The 14,286-nt window shown below is 51.6% G+C and carries 13 protein-coding genes and 2 pseudogenes; 1 reads left to right on the forward strand and 14 read right to left on the reverse strand.

From position 1 onward, the window contains the following. Positions 1-241 precede the first annotated feature (241 nt). Positions 242-1,564, reverse strand: coding sequence for a glycine betaine monooxygenase oxygenase subunit (gene gbca, locus V3W49_RS10420; RefSeq protein WP_500145282.1), 1,323 nt, complete (start codon positions 1,562-1,564; stop codon positions 242-244). Positions 1,565-1,887: 323 nt separating this feature from the next. Here gbca and gbcB point away from each other — a divergent pair, with 323 nt between their 5' ends. Beyond that, entirely contained in the window at positions 1,888-3,015 is a 1,128-nt protein-coding gene (gene gbcB / locus V3W49_RS10425; RefSeq protein ID WP_500145283.1) for a glycine betaine monooxygenase reductase subunit, read from the forward strand. Between the two features lie 58 nt (positions 3,016-3,073). On the opposite strand, the gene V3W49_RS10430 is transcribed toward gbcB, so the two are convergent. From V3W49_RS10430 to V3W49_RS10490, 13 genes and pseudogenes are all read right to left on the reverse strand, one after another. After that, positions 3,074-3,910, reverse strand: coding sequence for an alpha/beta fold hydrolase (locus tag V3W49_RS10430; protein WP_500145284.1), 837 nt, complete (start codon positions 3,908-3,910; stop codon positions 3,074-3,076). Between the two features lie 340 nt (positions 3,911-4,250). Further along, positions 4,251-5,738, reverse strand: a complete 1,488-nt coding sequence (locus V3W49_RS10435; protein ID WP_500145285.1) for a UbiD family decarboxylase — start codon at positions 5,736-5,738, stop codon at positions 4,251-4,253. Between the two features lie 413 nt (positions 5,739-6,151). Next, the gene (locus tag V3W49_RS10440; RefSeq protein ID WP_500145287.1) at positions 6,152-7,012 is read right to left on the reverse strand and encodes a DUF4942 domain-containing protein; all 861 of its coding nucleotides are present in this window, start codon (positions 7,010-7,012) and stop codon (positions 6,152-6,154) included. A 108-nt stretch (positions 7,013-7,120) separates the two neighbouring features. Next, on the reverse strand, positions 7,121-7,612 hold the full coding sequence (locus V3W49_RS10445) for a DUF5983 family protein (protein WP_500145289.1): 492 nt from the start codon (positions 7,610-7,612) through the stop codon (positions 7,121-7,123). Next, on the reverse strand, positions 7,609-7,962 hold the full coding sequence (locus tag V3W49_RS10450; RefSeq protein ID WP_500145290.1) for a TA system toxin CbtA family protein: 354 nt from the start codon (positions 7,960-7,962) through the stop codon (positions 7,609-7,611). The genes V3W49_RS10445 and V3W49_RS10450 overlap by 4 nt, the downstream gene beginning before the upstream one ends. 63 nt (positions 7,963-8,025) lie before the next feature. Beyond that, complete coding sequence (locus tag V3W49_RS10455) at positions 8,026-8,391, reverse strand: type IV toxin-antitoxin system YeeU family antitoxin (RefSeq protein ID WP_500145291.1); 366 nt, start codon at positions 8,389-8,391, stop codon at positions 8,026-8,028. Positions 8,392-8,438: 47 nt separating this feature from the next. Beyond that, entirely contained in the window at positions 8,439-8,660 is a 222-nt protein-coding gene (locus tag V3W49_RS10460; RefSeq protein WP_500145292.1) for a DUF987 domain-containing protein, read from the reverse strand. Then, complete coding sequence (gene radC, locus V3W49_RS10465) at positions 8,644-9,153, reverse strand: RadC family protein (protein WP_500145293.1); 510 nt, start codon at positions 9,151-9,153, stop codon at positions 8,644-8,646. Before radC ends, V3W49_RS10460 begins: the two co-directional genes overlap by 17 nt. A gap of 78 nt (positions 9,154-9,231) precedes the next feature. Then, positions 9,232-9,603, reverse strand: a pseudogene (locus V3W49_RS10470) (DeoR family transcriptional regulator); the annotation flags it as partial. Positions 9,604-9,819: 216 nt separating this feature from the next. Then, positions 9,820-10,710, reverse strand: coding sequence for a GTPase family protein (locus V3W49_RS10475; protein WP_500145295.1), 891 nt, complete (start codon positions 10,708-10,710; stop codon positions 9,820-9,822). A gap of 119 nt (positions 10,711-10,829) precedes the next feature. Then, entirely contained in the window at positions 10,830-11,804 is a 975-nt protein-coding gene (locus V3W49_RS10480; protein ID WP_500145297.1) for a hypothetical protein, read from the reverse strand. Positions 11,805-12,598: 794 nt separating this feature from the next. Next, positions 12,599-12,997, reverse strand: coding sequence for a hypothetical protein (locus V3W49_RS10485; protein ID WP_500145407.1), 399 nt, complete (start codon positions 12,995-12,997; stop codon positions 12,599-12,601). Beyond that, positions 12,986-14,182: pseudogene (locus V3W49_RS10490) on the reverse strand (DUF3987 domain-containing protein); the annotation flags it as partial. The gene V3W49_RS10485 and the pseudogene V3W49_RS10490, both read right to left, overlap by 12 nt. Positions 14,183-14,286: the final 104 nt, after the last annotated feature.

The following is a 14,286-nucleotide window of genomic DNA, read 5'->3' on the forward strand; positions in this document are numbered from 1 at the left end:
GGGCAGAAGGGTAAAATTAGCGCCAGCCTGGTCCCCTCTCCCCTATGGGCAGAAGGGTAAAATTAGCGCCAGCCTGGCCCCCTCTCCCCTATGGACAGAATGGTAAAATTAGCGCCAGCCTGGTCCCTTCTCCCCTATGGGCAGAAGGGTAAAATTAGCGCCAGCCTGGTCCCCTCTCCCCTATGGGGAGAGGGTTAGGGTGAGGGGAAAGGGCCGGGATGAGGGTTAAACAGAGGCGAAATTACCCATACTGCCGTTCAATATCGGGAACGCCGACCGGATAAAGTTCGCTATTATCACCAGCGCCCAGATTCTTCAGTACGGTATCGCTGTACCACTCCAGGAAGTTAATTACCCCAAACTCATAGGTTTCTGAATAGGGGCCGGGTTGATAGCCAATGGAGTTAATGCCGCGCTGGTTCTCTTCCCCCAGAATCCTGTCCTGATCGTTGGTGGCGTCCCATACCTGGCGCAGACGCTCCGGATCGTAATCAACGCCCGGTACCGCATCCTTGTGCACAAACCATTTTGTGGTGACCAGCGACTCCTGAGCCGAGATGGGCAGTACCCGGAACACGATAAAGTGATCGCTCTGCATATGGTTCCAGGAGTTGGGCAGATGCAGAATACGCATCGAGCCCAACTGGTGGTTCTTAATGCGGCCCAGTAGCTTAGAGCAGCCTTCGCTGCCGTCGATAGTCATCACGCTGGCGCCCGGCTTGAGCGGCATACGCACGATGCGGTTACGTTGCCCGAAGCTTCTGTGGCGGTGTGGAATACCTTCCTGGTCCCACTGTTCCGCCTGCTGGTTGTAGTAGTCGATAAATTCCGGCGTAGCGCGCGGATCGTTGGTATCGTCCCACTCCAGCAGGGTATTGAGCAGTTCCGGATGGCTGCCCGCACAGTGGTAGCATTCGCGGTTATTTTCCAGTACCAGCTTCCAGTTGGCCTTTTCATACATCTCGGATTCCGCCGCCAGCTTGGTATTTTCCACATCATACGGCTCCATGTACTCTTCAAGCGTCGCCAGGAAGTCGTCGAAGTCCGATTCCGGCGGCTGTTCGGCGATGCAGACGAAGATAAAACCGCCAGCGGTGCGGCAGTGGGCGGGCTTCAGGCCATGCAGGCTTTTGTCGAAATCCACGCTCATATTGGTGCCCGCGAACAGCAGATTGCCTTTCAGATCGTAGGTCCACTGGTGATAGGGGCAGACCAGATTCGCTACCTTGCCGCGCTGCTGTTGGCAGATGCGTGAACCGCGGTGGCGACAGGTGTTGTGGAATGCGTTGACAGCGCCGTTGGCGTCGCGCACCACCAGCACCGGATTCTGGCCGATCTCAAGGGTGAAATAGTCGCCCTTTTTGGGGATTTCGCTGGTCATGCCAGCGAACAGCCACTCTTTCTGAAACACCTCCTCCATATCAACGCGAAACAGGGTTGGATCGTTATACAGCGGCTGTGGTAGCGAGTAGTTAGCCCTGCGCCGTTTGAGCAAGTCGGTCATCTGGTCGCGAGCATCGGTAATGCTGGCGCAGGTGATATTCAGCAGATCGTTATGACTCATGGTGGTGCTCTTCTCGTTCAGATCAAAGTGTCGCGCCCGCGCGCGGGCACATCCCGATAGCTGGCTCCCATTGCAGACAGGGGGCACCGTCAAACCAGATGCTGCACCCGGTTGTGAATGTGGAATGTTCTGGCAGCGACATCGATCCCCACCGTTAGAGACGTAAGGAGGAAAGTATTGTTGCCCGGTGGTTTTTTCAGATATCCCGATGTCGTGAATAAATAAATGGCGAAGAGAGGTTGAACTGAAAATTCAGCTGTACCCGGTAGCGCCGAACCGTTGCGCGCTATCCATCGACCCCTGGCCCACAGGAAGCATTCCGTATGACCAACCAGACTATTTCGGTAGTAAATACCGGCGCTTTTGAGCCCGTAACCACCCAGACCTGGAGCAACGGTCGTCATGCCGTGCGTTGCGTCAAGGTGATTCAGGAAACCTGGGATGTGAAAACCTGGTGCTTTATGGCCGAACAGCCGGTGATGTTCTTCTTTAAGCCCGGCCAGTTTGTGACCCTGGAGCTGGAGATCGACGGCGAACAGGTGTTTCGTTCTTACACCATTTCAAGCTCGCCGTCGGTACCATACAGCTTTTCGATTACGGTGAAACGGGTGCCGGGGGGCAGGGTATCCAACTGGCTGCATGACAATATGAGCGAAGGTATGGAACTGGCAGTGCATGGCCCGGTCGGTCAGTTCAACTGTATCGACTACCCCAGCGACCGGGTGCTGTTTCTTTCCGGAGGTGTAGGGATTACGCCGGTGATGTCGATGGCTCGCTGGTATTTCGACACCAATGCCGATGTCGATATGGTGTTTATTCACAGCTCCCGCACGCCGCGCGATATTATTTTCCAGCGCGATCTGGAAAATATGGCGGCGCGCATCGCCAACTTTAAGCTGAACCTGGTCTGCGAACGTCATGAGTCCGGCCAGAACTGGGCCGGTTATCGCGGATTCTTTAACCGCCCGATGCTGGAGATGATGGCCCCCGACTTTATGGATCGTGAAGTCTACTGCTGCGGCCCCACGCCTTATATGAACGCCGTGCGTAACATGTTGCAGGAAGCCGGATTCGACATGGAACACTATCACGAAGAGTCGTTCGGGGCGACGCCGGCGCCGGTGAAAGAGCAGGCGCAGCAGGATGCCGAACAGGCGGCCGAAGTGGCCGAAGCAATACCACGCTCCGACCTGATCCAGGTCTTCTTCGCCAGCACCGGCAAGAGCGTTCAGATAGCTCCCGGCGAAACCGTGCATGCCGCTGCCGCCAAGCTGGGCCTGCATATTCCCAAAGCCTGTGGGATGGGCATTTGCGGTACCTGTAAGGTGAAGCGGCTGGAAGGAGAGGTCGAAATGGCGCATAACGGTGGCATTACCGACGAGGATGTCGAAGAGGGCTATATCCTTTCCTGCTGTAGCGTACCGACCGGGGATGTGGTAGTGGAATATTGAGGTTGCTGGCGTAAAAATGGAGGGGCCACCCCTCCATTAATTATGTGAATGCAGCCCGTTATTTGCTAATAAAATCGAGAATATCGGCATTAATAACGTCGGCCTGGCTGGTGTGCATACCGTGCGGGTAGCCCGGGTATACCTTCAGCGTGCTGTTAGCCAGCAGTTTGTCCTGAAGCAGCGCGGCGTTCTGATATGGAACCACCTGGTCGTCATCCCCCTGAATCACCAGGGTCGGGACGGTAATCGCTTTCAGATCTTCGGTCTGATCGGTTTCCGAGAATGCTTTAATGCCCTCGTAATGGGCTTTGGCGCTGCCCATCATGCCCTGGCGCCACCAGTTTTGAATGATGCCCTGGGAGACTTCAGCCCCCGAACGGTTGTAGCCGTAGAAAGGCCCGGAAGCGACATCCAGATAAAACTGGGTGCGGTTGGCGGCAAGCGCCGAGCGGAAACCATCGAACACCTCAATGGGTGTACCGCCCGGGTTGTCGGGGGTTTTCACCATCAACGGCGGCACTGAGCTAACCAGCACGGCTTTCGCCACCCGGTTCTGGGGCTGGCCGTATTTTGCCACATAGCGCGCCACCTCACCGCCGCCGGTGGAGTGACCTACGTGGATAGCATTCTTCAGATCGAGATGTTCCGCAACGGCTGAAGCATCGGCTGCGTAGTGATCCATATCATGCCCTTCGCTGACCTGATCGGAACGACCATGCCCACGGCGATCGAGGGCGATAACGCGGTACCCCTTAGCCAGGAAAAACAGCATCTGAGCATCCCAGTCATCGGCGCTCAGCGGCCAACCATGATGAAAAACAATCGGTTGTGCGTCTTTTGAACCCCAGTCTTTAAAGAAAATGTTAACACCGTCTTTTGTAGTTACGAATGGCATGGACTGGTCTCCTGCATGTAATGAGACGAAATGTTTTTGACAGCCAACAGGCCTGCCGCTTGCGATGGCAGAGCGTCGAAGCCCCCTGTTCCGTATCTGAAGGGGCATGTTGCCTCGTTTCAGATGGAACCTCTATCAGTGTAGAAGGAAATCTCAGGTTATGGATGGGGGTATTCAGAGAGAAATATACGAGCTGTTTTTAGTGGCGGCGAGTCTGACTGAAGCCTGATAAAACAAGAAAAGAAGAGGCCCGTATTTCACGATGAGTGACATTTCATCATTCTGTAAAGTGCGTTGTCCGGTAAACCCCTGGCTGGTTTACCGGTAGTGGTGTGCTGGTTCAGTATCCATATTTTTTCCAGCCAGACTCGACCTTCGTTTTGATATGTTCCGGATAAGAATGTCTGAACGAAGCCGTGCCTGCGCGTACTCGCCCGCTAAACTGCTCAGGGAACAGGCAGTTAATAATGACTTTTCCACCGCTACCGCGTTGTCTGTCTTCTTCCGTCAGATACGGCACCATCGGAAATTCCCGGATGTCCGGAAAAGTGAAATGATCGTGTAGCGGATGCGAGCGCGTAGCCAGCGCCCAGACCACCTGATTGATATCGACAATATCGATGTCATTACTAACCAGAATCAGTTTGGGGATCAGATAGCCTGAATGTGAACCGAAAACGACCTCTGAAATTTTATTGACGAAATCTGTGGGAGTTGTGTGCATTTCAGCCAGTTTTTCACTATCGACGGAGACGACGGCCCAACAGGTTGCCGCCTCGTATGAACACCAGACGAAGTCGACAGGCAATCCCGCCTGCTGCATGATTTCAAGCAACTGGGCCGAGATCATGGTTCCCCATATAGTGTGGTTTTCTTCCGGTGGCATACCTGCAACGCAAATGGGTAAAATGGGGTTATTACGGAACGTGACTGCATGTACGTGAAATACCGGCTGCTCGCGGCCTGCTTTATGCTGATAGCCGTGATATTCCCCCATTGGCCCCTCAGGCGCCGTGTCCGTCAGGCTGATTTCGCCCTCCAGGACAATTTCTGCATTGGCTGGCACCCAGAGATCGTTGGTTTCTGTCCTGGTGAGTGCGATTCCTTTGCCCAATAGCGCGCCGACGTAGTCCGGTTCGCTGACCCCGGTTGGCAGCGGCATACCGGCCACGGCTAACGCCGCTGGGGGGGCCCCCAGAACCATGGCCCATGGCGTGGCTTTCCCCTCGCGGCGCCACATTTCTCTTATCATACCAATATGCTGGGTAGGTATCGCCGGGCCGGTGAGGTGGTTATGGTCAACCAGCATCAACCTGCCGATCCCCCAACTGCGCCATTGTCCGTCAGGCGATTGCACGACATGAAAACCGTAGGTGCTGAAATAGCGTCCGCCATCTTCCTGATGGAGTAACGGTACCGGAAAACGCGTCAGATCGACCTCTTCACCCCGCCAGATATTCTCTTTTATCGGGCCAGTGGTGCAGTATTCCGGCGTTACGGGGGCTGCTTTCGTCGCCCGGCGAATGGTGGCGACAATCTCTTGTGGAGAGCTCTCTTCCGGCAATCCGAAATGAAGGGCAAGGCGGGAGTAGGCTTTTTCTGGTGCTGCGAGCATACCGGCCGGCGCGCCAAGAACGCGCGCTCCGGGCATGGCCCCGGCAATATGATGAAATAGCGGAGCAGGCAGCCGTTTCTCGTAGACCCTGCGGCTGATGGCCGCGACTTCCAGGTCGGCAGAGACTTCCGGATATACATCGACTAAGTCTTTACGGCGACGTAACTCTTTGACGAATTGGCGAAAATCCAGGGCGCAGTTCAGTAAGCTCATTGTCATTTTCCCGTTTTCTTTAAACCTGTCTGTCGATATGCAGACAGGTTTAAAGAAAACATATCTGGTAAAGAGATGCCAGTTGGTGGGCGGAAGCAGGAACTGAAAGGGCCAGGCTAGCCTTAGGCCGGGTGACGCGGTGGATGGCGGATCATCGAATCGGGAGCCCAAAAACGCAAAAACCCAGCCTGACTGGCTGGGTTCTTTAATTCGTGGTGCCGGACCCGGAATCGATGTATGTGGTTAATGTATTGATTTTATTGCCTTGTTTTTGGTGTGGTGGTTTTTATACCCTCATTTATACCCTCGGTCCGTTTTTATGCAACTTTGGGGGCTCGAACCGGGGAAGATAGCGCTCTTTAAAGATTCATTGTTTACTGTGGTGACGATATAATTATCGGGTATTCGGCTTTTTAGTCTTTCCGCTGTGATGGTAGCATTCCCGGATAGTGCCTGGCGACGATATCGTTCATCTTTTCCACCAGATCCGGACGCTTAAAGATGATGTGCCCGGTCCCCTTCTGAAAGTAGCGTATCTCCACATACTCATCCTCAAACACTGCCGACGAACAGCGGGCGTCATCGATGTGCTTCGCGAACCGGCACGGGAGATCGCTGCGGCTCTCCGGAACGGGCTTTCCGTCGAGCAGACTGAGCATTCGTTCCAGATCGGCAAGCTGATCGCGTCGGTGTCCCCAGTTGAGATGAAAACCCCACCGGTCATGTCTGACCAGGCCATTCACGATGATTTTCTTTCCGAACCGGCAGGGACTGTTACTTTTATAGTTCCAGCTCAGGCTTTTAAACACATTGATAATCCCCCGCTCGAAGACGGTTGATTTGCTCTGGTGCAGTTGCTCAAAGGTACTGAGGATGTTTTCTTCACTAATGGCAGGAATATCATCCTCATCCAGACTTTTGTACCACTGGTCGCGGGCTTCAGCATCCATCAGCGCAATCATCCCGGATTTCAGCATCAGATCCCGCCAGATACTGCGATCAATATTGCGGGTGATGGCCTTCATTGCGGTTTCCACTTTCTCAGTGAACCAGCAATCATAACGGTGTCCCTCACGCATCCCCCACTCCTGCGCAGTACCACCGCCAATGGTGCTGGTCAGCGCTGAGATGTCATCCAGGTGGTGAATCAGGTCGTTAATTTGCGCCAGCGCAGAGTTACGCCCGGTGACGGTGCGCTCAATACTGGTAGAGCTGATAAGTTCGGTATGGCCGGTCAGGATTTCGGCATTGATGTTCGTTTGTAAGTCGGTCATCGGGGTTCCTTATAAAAAGCAAAACGCCAGCCGGATAAGGGCTGGCGTTTATGTGAGTGAAGGTCTGAATAGTCGGGATGATGATGTTGTCGCCTCGTTCAGAAGCCGCTACCAGTCAAAGGTGTCAACCCCCGGCAGGACATCACCGGCGGCATCAAGGTGGAGCAGACTGATGCCATGGCGGCGAATCAGTGAGGCAATCAAACGACGGCAGGCTTTCGATACGCCCAGAGTTTTGAGGCGCAGCAGCGGATACTGCCAGGCATTCAGCCGTATCAGGTAGCCGGTGCCGGTGAAGTGGAGCCACTCTGCGTCGCCGTAGTCCTGGTACTGATGTGAAGCCTGATACAGCAGGCGATTGTCGTCAGTCGTGATATGTGCCGTGCTGCAGCAAATCCCTGACAGTGAGGCTCCGGGCGGTAGTGGAGCCCCGGTGACGATATGTCCTGGTTTGTCTGCAATCTGTAACGTGCCACCACTCTGATTAACGGCATTCACCAGGTCAGTCAGCGCCACACCCTCCATATCCACGGCGAGTTGCCCGTTATTGAGCGTCAGTACGCTGACGGCCCTGGCTTCCACACTGACGGTCATGTTCACCGGGCCTCCCGGGAGAGCAGACCCGCTGTCGGGGAGGCCATCAGCCCGGTGGCCTGTCTGGCCCGCAGGATATCCAGCACCGTCAGAAACGGTGACTGGGTCTGCTGGTCAAAGCCATGGCGGTCGGTACGGACCAGCTCATACTTTTCCACCATAAAGTTCACGGCATCCGCCAGTGTGATGCCACCGTCGATATGCGCCCGGATAACGGCGTCATCGCTGAAGGGGGTGTCACCGAGTGTCAGCCCGTAATGGCGGGCCAGCAGATATTCCAGCAGGGTCTGCCAGACGGTGACCGGCGTTGGGCACGGCAGGGGCGCCTGCCCGGTGTTTGCAGGTTGCATGTGCATGGGAATGTCCTTTATTTCAGTGAATGGATAAAAACCGGAGAGATTCCGGCAGGAGTGAGAGACTTAACCGGCAACAGCGGCTGCCGGGTACAGGGTGATATACAGATAACCGCAACTGCCCCGGGTATCGGCGTCGCAGACCAGGCCATTCAGGTGCAGCGTGACCTGTCCCTGACCGCGGGGATTCAGCTCACCGCACAGCAGCTTCTGCTCCAGCTGTTTCATCAGCAGTGGGAAAGCCTGCTCCAGACGCGGGGCATCGTCATCCCTGAAGGTGCCGGTGAATCCGGCCCGGTCAGCCAGGAAATGCAGTCGGTGGCCTTCCTGGACCAGACGGGCACCAAAACGCGGCGTGATATCGCTGTGCAGCCCCCATTCCGGGCAGGAGTTATTCTCCGGTGAGGTACCGGATATGGATTGAGAGTTCACGGGAAATACCTGTTATGTGTGGTACCGGAACGGTACGGTGGATGTGATTAGTTCAGGGTGACGCTACGAATAACGACATACGGGCCATTGCGGTCCTGATAACGTTCGGCAAAGACCGCCAGCACGCCGGGAATATCCTGTACCTCCTGACCGTACCAGTGGCAGACGCTGCCGGACCAGCGATACCTGCCGGTGCAGAAGCGAAACAGCCGGGATGCAGGATGCTGGCGGTATATCACCATGGCCTGGCGTTTACTGATGATTTTCACCGGTTCCTCCTGACAGCCAGCCCCGTTCAGCGAACGAGACGATGTCCATTCCACCCACCACCAGATGGTCCAGCAGACGGATATCGACCAGCATCAGTGCCTCCTTCAGCCGCAGCGTTATCAGCCGGTCTGTCTTACTCGGCTCAGCGCTTCCGGAGGGATGGTTATGTGCCAGTATGGCGGCAGCGGCATTGTGCCGGAGGCCGGACTTCACCACTTCACGGGCATGCACTTCGGTGCTGTTGATGGTGCCCTTAAACAGAGTTTCACGGGCAATCAGGCGGTGCTGGTTATCGAGCCACAGCAGCGTAAACTCCTCACGCTCCAGCAGGCACATCTGCAGACGCAGCCAGTCACGTACCGCACTGGTGGAGGTGAAGGCGACACCGGGCTCCCGCAATTGTTGCTCCAGCAGGGTCAGCGCCCGGCGGATGGTGCGCTGTGCGGCAGGCGTCATTCCGGTACTGACCGGTGAAACAGTTTCCGTATTCATGGCGAAGCTCCTCAGTCGATGATGTGCATAATGGCACGGCATTCCGCGTGGCTAAGCGCATACCAGCCGGGTGAAGAACTCCGGCAGGGACGATTTCAGCGGGGCATGCCAGATAAGACAGGGAGAAGACTCTGACTCATCCATCAGCAGCGCCATCAGCTCTTTATCCTGCCCGGGGATGATCCGGGCAATGCCGGTGTTGCGTATAAAAGAAAATGCACCCGGAGAGTGATCCCGGAGCATGTTTTCAGCCAGTCGGTAACGGCCATGATTGTTTTCAATGTCCAGATGAACCAGTCTCTGGTGTAAATCCCGCTGCAGGGTGCGTTCCGAGACACCAAATTCCTCGGCCAGCGTCCTGAGCTGTAATGATTCTCCCGCCAGTAACCGACTGATAATGACTGACAGCCGGACGGCCAGCCGGTCATAGCGGGAATCCTGCTCTTTCATGGTGGTGGCACCTCCATGTGTGTTGAATATGTCGATATTTCATAAGGTTATTATGACGTAAAGGGATGACACGTTATGTCGCGGGAAAGTGCGGGAGGTGATAAAAAGTGGAGGCTCTGGAAAATAAACTAATGCCTTGATTAAGATAATGTTTATCTGTCGGTTGAAAGCCTTTCCGGAATTCTGCTGACATATCCTGACGCTTCCATTCGCGGCTCAGCCAAAAAGGCGGTCCCACAGAGAACCGGCGAGCCTGATAAGCTTTCTGCGCAGTCGCTTCAGAATCCGGGCCAGACCTGAAGGCAGGAAAAGCGGCTCTGTAACGGCATCAAAGGCATGACCGGCAATGGACATAAAGTCCTTTCGTGCTTTGGTCCGGCTGTCATCGGTGCGGTTTTCTGTCTTAATTTGTCGGTAAACCTGGCTGCTTGCCTGTGCAGGAAGCGCGTGAATCATCAGCTCAACAAAAGCAGGCAGGTTGTGGCCGGTATGGGCAGATACCGCCATCACGGGAAAAGAGGACGGAAACCGGGATGCGGCCTGGGTTATCAGAGTGGCGACTTTCGCTGCCGGAATACCATTCGGTGAATCGCTGTCGCAGCTGTCAGACGAGAAGCGATCAACCTGGCTCAGCACAAACAGGAAACGGCCTGGATCGGCCCCACAGGCCATTAATTCCCGGTGGGTACTGATATCCTGGGCTCGGGCGCGATCGTCTGCTCTCAGTACCCAGATAATCAGATCCAGCTCGTTCAGCAGGCTGTGGTACAGGGAACGGTATTCGACATCATATTCCGGCGTCTCTCCCACGCCGGGTAGATCAACCAGTGTCACCGTCCGTTCGCCCACGGACAGAGCCAGTCGCTGTGGCGTTCGGGTGCAGGCCAGCAGATCGCTGGTCAGGCATACCTGATCCTGAAAAATCGCGTTGCAGAGCGAACTTTTACCAGCACCACTTTTGCCCATAATGCCAATAACGGGCTCATAGTGAATGCTCTGCTGAAGGTAGGTCTGGATTTGTTCTGCCATAGCGGGAGGAAACAGGCGGAGGCAGGGCCGCAGCACTCCGGCAGCAGCCTGCCGGATATCATCGGGGGTATCAGACATGATGACTCCTTGTGAAAAACAGACTCCGGGAACTGGATTCCCGGCATTTCACATGAGTAATATAGGTGTGAGATTTTTTGGAATTTACTGGGGCGTACAGCGCCAGAGTCGTGAGACTATCACAGAAGCTCCGGGGAGGAGCCTTCAGGCAAACAGATATCCAGCGGAGTGCCCGAAAGGAGAGACAAGTCATCTGAGCTCATAGCTTTCTTTACGGGGTTATAGAAAGGTATTGTGGATATTCTCTCTCTTCCTGAGTCGAAGCTGATGCAATTGAGCACATCAGGCTCCTTTCCAACATCAATGACTGATTTTGAATAAAAAACGTTATAGAATTTGACAACGCTCTTCCGATCCGTTAATTCAATCTCAAAATTCTCCTTTAAATATCTGCGCAACAGGAGATACATGATTTTCAGATATCGGTTGTGAGTTCGTGATTTAAAATAACGGCGCGGGTGCTCTTCAAAAAAACAATAAAACAGTTGGTGAATCCGCATCATAATACCATCCGGATCACCGGAAAGTATGGCGTCAAACCCTGCGATCGCCAGTAACTCCAGATACAGAGGGTAATGGTGCGAGAAGAGGGATTTAATGTCTCCCAGACATATAGCCATATCACAATACCCAAGCCGCCATAGTTCGCAATGTAACAACGTAAAGAATGGCATTTCTTCCTGTATTCCACGAAACGTAATCGGCCTTGGTACATTTCCATAAAAGCGTTTTGCGGGAATGATTTCTTGCAGGGCATCCATAACCACCTGTTGCCCATGCAGGGCGACAAGAGTATCGAAAAGGCTTCTTTCAATCAAGATCTTTCCATTTTTGGCTCTTATACCTGAAAATCCGTTACTCTGAAAAGGGATCTGATCATTATTCTTCCGGTTAATAAATCTGGGGCCAATAATAATGTTTCTTCCGGTATTTTCCCCTCCTTTCCCATTGGGATATAAATGACAGAGTTCAAGGGGTATCAACGGAACAGGCTTAAGAGGTCCTTCATAACCGTCATATGCAGGTATTGCATAGCTCCGCTGGTAACCTGCTTTATGCACATACAGACTGTAGAGTATAGTCAGATCTTTCATTTCATTAATTGATCCTAACATAAGGGGATTACGTTTGATGCTGTTCCCAATATTTCTCCAGTACGATGAGGCCAGAATACTGTCAAGTTGATTGCTATCAAGCTTACGTGAAGCCTTCTGTCGACACCGTGCACTACAGTATTTTTCATTCCTTGTTCCACCCAGGTTATTCTGGCAGGACTCATACGCACATTTGGTATTGAGTCGTCTATTCCGGTTTGACTGGTTAAACAAAAAGACAGCATAATGCCTTTCACATAACCGTTCTTTCAATGCTGCTCTGTTCCTGAATACAGGGTTATTACACCCATCTCTTCTACACTTTGCCATGATTCAATCTCTTACTGTTAGACATACTCCAGAATGAATAGATGATATGAAATTATTATTCAGCTGATATATATTACGTATAATTACCTTAATGAATAAAGAACACCTAGGGCAGTAACAACCTCCTGACGAACAAATTAAAGACAATATGATAAATATCCACCCGGAGGTTGTCGTTAAAACGGGGTGAATAAAAATCCAAAACAATGGCATGTTTATTCACGTTTTGACGTTATGCAACTCTCTTCATGATTCTCCTTAAACACATAAAACCTGAGTGTTCTTCAATCAAAAAAAAAGAAACACTCATACACTCCGTGATTTCCGCTACTCATTAGCGAAAATCACGTTCTGGCACGGATGAAAAAATATTTTTCGCTCAAAAAATACACACCCAGGATTTATAAACAGGACACATCAAACGCATAAACATGCATGGTTACATTCCTGGAAAAATTATTCTGTCAAGGAATAAATACTAAGTTGGGTAAATCCAACTCAATAAATTCTGATGTTTTCATTTCAGGCATAATCTCTACATATCCTGAATAAAACTGGTTTGTAAAGTTACTGAGGCCCTCAAAGACCCCCAACCGATTCGGCAGATTAATATAAACAGTACCTCCTGCTATGTTTTGATACAAACAGATTTTTCTTTGCCAGTACAGTTGTCCCAAAATCCTGTTTACCATATTTGCGCTCCTGAGACGATTTGGCCCTCGTTTCAGAAGTTCTGATTTCTCTATAACTGGCATCCCATTCTGAGCCATTTTGTTATAAATCCAATAATAGACTTCAAGGACATCCTCCCTGAATTGATAAAGCTTTGAATCATGAAAAAATATAGCACTGGCTTGTTGCATATACCACTCAATAATAGTGTAGGCGGATTCAATTTCCGCCAGTGATATTTCTTCACTGTCCTCTCCATTGAAATGATGAAATATTGTGGCAAGTCGCAATGCGTTAGCACCAGATTTCAATGCTATATCCCTGATGTGTTCCCATTCACCCCCTTCAGAAATCAGCTGCTTCATTTTATAGCGTTTTTCGCCCATGAATGAGGCAGCCTGTAAACTAAGCTTTAACTGTTTCCTGTCAGAAATACCATAATGAAAGCGCCTTTTTGCTTCTTCCAGCAGCGTCCTGACCCGGTTATTAAACTTATCCAGTGACGATTTTAGCCAGTCAGGATCTTTATTGTTGAATGCTATTGTGGCAGTGTGATCAACCCTGGCCATAAGAAAACGGGCAAGAAATCCACTATTTCTCCCGCTCGTATTATGTTTCTTTAAATACTCTTCAAAAACACCAGGTTGAACCATCATACAAAACATCAGCCGAACCGACATTTCACAATCAACACCATCACGATGGAAATTATAATTCCCCCCATCCCAACCGACATTGAAAATTCCAGGGTCGTTTTTTAACCGGGATTTTAAGAAAGTAATGCCCTCCTCTAAAATAATACCAGCTTCAGGATTATCATTAAGCCTTTTCAGAAACTCACCGCGTGATATATCCTGATAAATGAACTTAAAAGGAACGGGCTTTTGCGGCTTGTTTCTGTAATGTTCTTCCAGTTCCTGTTGTTCCTCCTCACCACTCAGGTTATGATTTTTTGCCTGACGTAAATTTCTGGCCAGACCTTTTCTTATCTCCTCCTAGGATGCCTGCGCTATATTGAACTCTTTGACTAACTTCTGATACTCCTTATTGATATCAGAAGAAGTATCATAAAAAACCCGTGCGACAGACTCTAATACCGTTGATTTTCCCATGCCAGAGTCAGCAATTACCATCATATATAGTGAAGCTGGCTCCGGTATATCAGTGTGGGTTGGAATGACCTCAACCAACGACAGACAAGCCAGAGAAGCTGCAGCGATGAAGATACTGGCAGCCATCTCAGCCGGAGCTTCTTTACTAATACAGGTTGCAACAACTGCATCATGAAATAAAGGAGGAAGACATTTTACGGGAAAGGATGACGCCTTATATATATCAGACGCCTCCTTCGACAGTATCGGTAGAAGACTGTTCATGCTAATTTACTCCATATTGTTAAAGAGCCGGGGATTATGTCTACTGGAAACAGTAGACATAATCATCCCTTCACGCTATTTACGTGATAAAAAGTGTTGTAGAT

Origin of the sequence: Rosenbergiella sp. YN46 (assembly GCF_036620675.1) — a bacterium.
In the GTDB taxonomy this organism is placed as follows: Bacteria; Pseudomonadota; Gammaproteobacteria; order Enterobacterales; family Enterobacteriaceae; genus Jejubacter.

Excerpts from the sequence above, each read along its gene's own strand:
- V3W49_RS10435 (WP_500145285.1), bottom strand. The coding sequence starts at position 5,738 with ATGAGCTTACTGAACTGCGCCCTGGATTTTCGCCAATTCGTCAAAGAG.
- V3W49_RS10450 (WP_500145290.1), bottom strand. The coding sequence starts at position 7,962 with ATGCACATGCAACCTGCAAACACCGGGCAGGCGCCCCTGCCGTGCCCA.
- V3W49_RS10440 (WP_500145287.1), bottom strand. The coding sequence starts at position 7,012 with ATGACCGACTTACAAACGAACATCAATGCCGAAATCCTGACCGGCCAT.
- gbcB (WP_500145283.1), top strand. The coding sequence starts at position 1,888 with ATGACCAACCAGACTATTTCGGTAGTAAATACCGGCGCTTTTGAGCCC.
- radC (WP_500145293.1), bottom strand. The coding sequence starts at position 9,153 with ATGAATACGGAAACTGTTTCACCGGTCAGTACCGGAATGACGCCTGCC.
- V3W49_RS10475 (WP_500145295.1), bottom strand. The coding sequence starts at position 10,710 with ATGTCTGATACCCCCGATGATATCCGGCAGGCTGCTGCCGGAGTGCTG.
- gbca (WP_500145282.1), bottom strand. The coding sequence starts at position 1,564 with ATGAGTCATAACGATCTGCTGAATATCACCTGCGCCAGCATTACCGAT.
- V3W49_RS10480 (WP_500145297.1), bottom strand. The coding sequence starts at position 11,804 with ATGAAAGATCTGACTATACTCTACAGTCTGTATGTGCATAAAGCAGGT.
- V3W49_RS10430 (WP_500145284.1), bottom strand. The coding sequence starts at position 3,910 with ATGCCATTCGTAACTACAAAAGACGGTGTTAACATTTTCTTTAAAGAC.
- V3W49_RS10485 (WP_500145407.1), bottom strand. The coding sequence starts at position 12,997 with ATGCAACAAGCCAGTGCTATATTTTTTCATGATTCAAAGCTTTATCAA.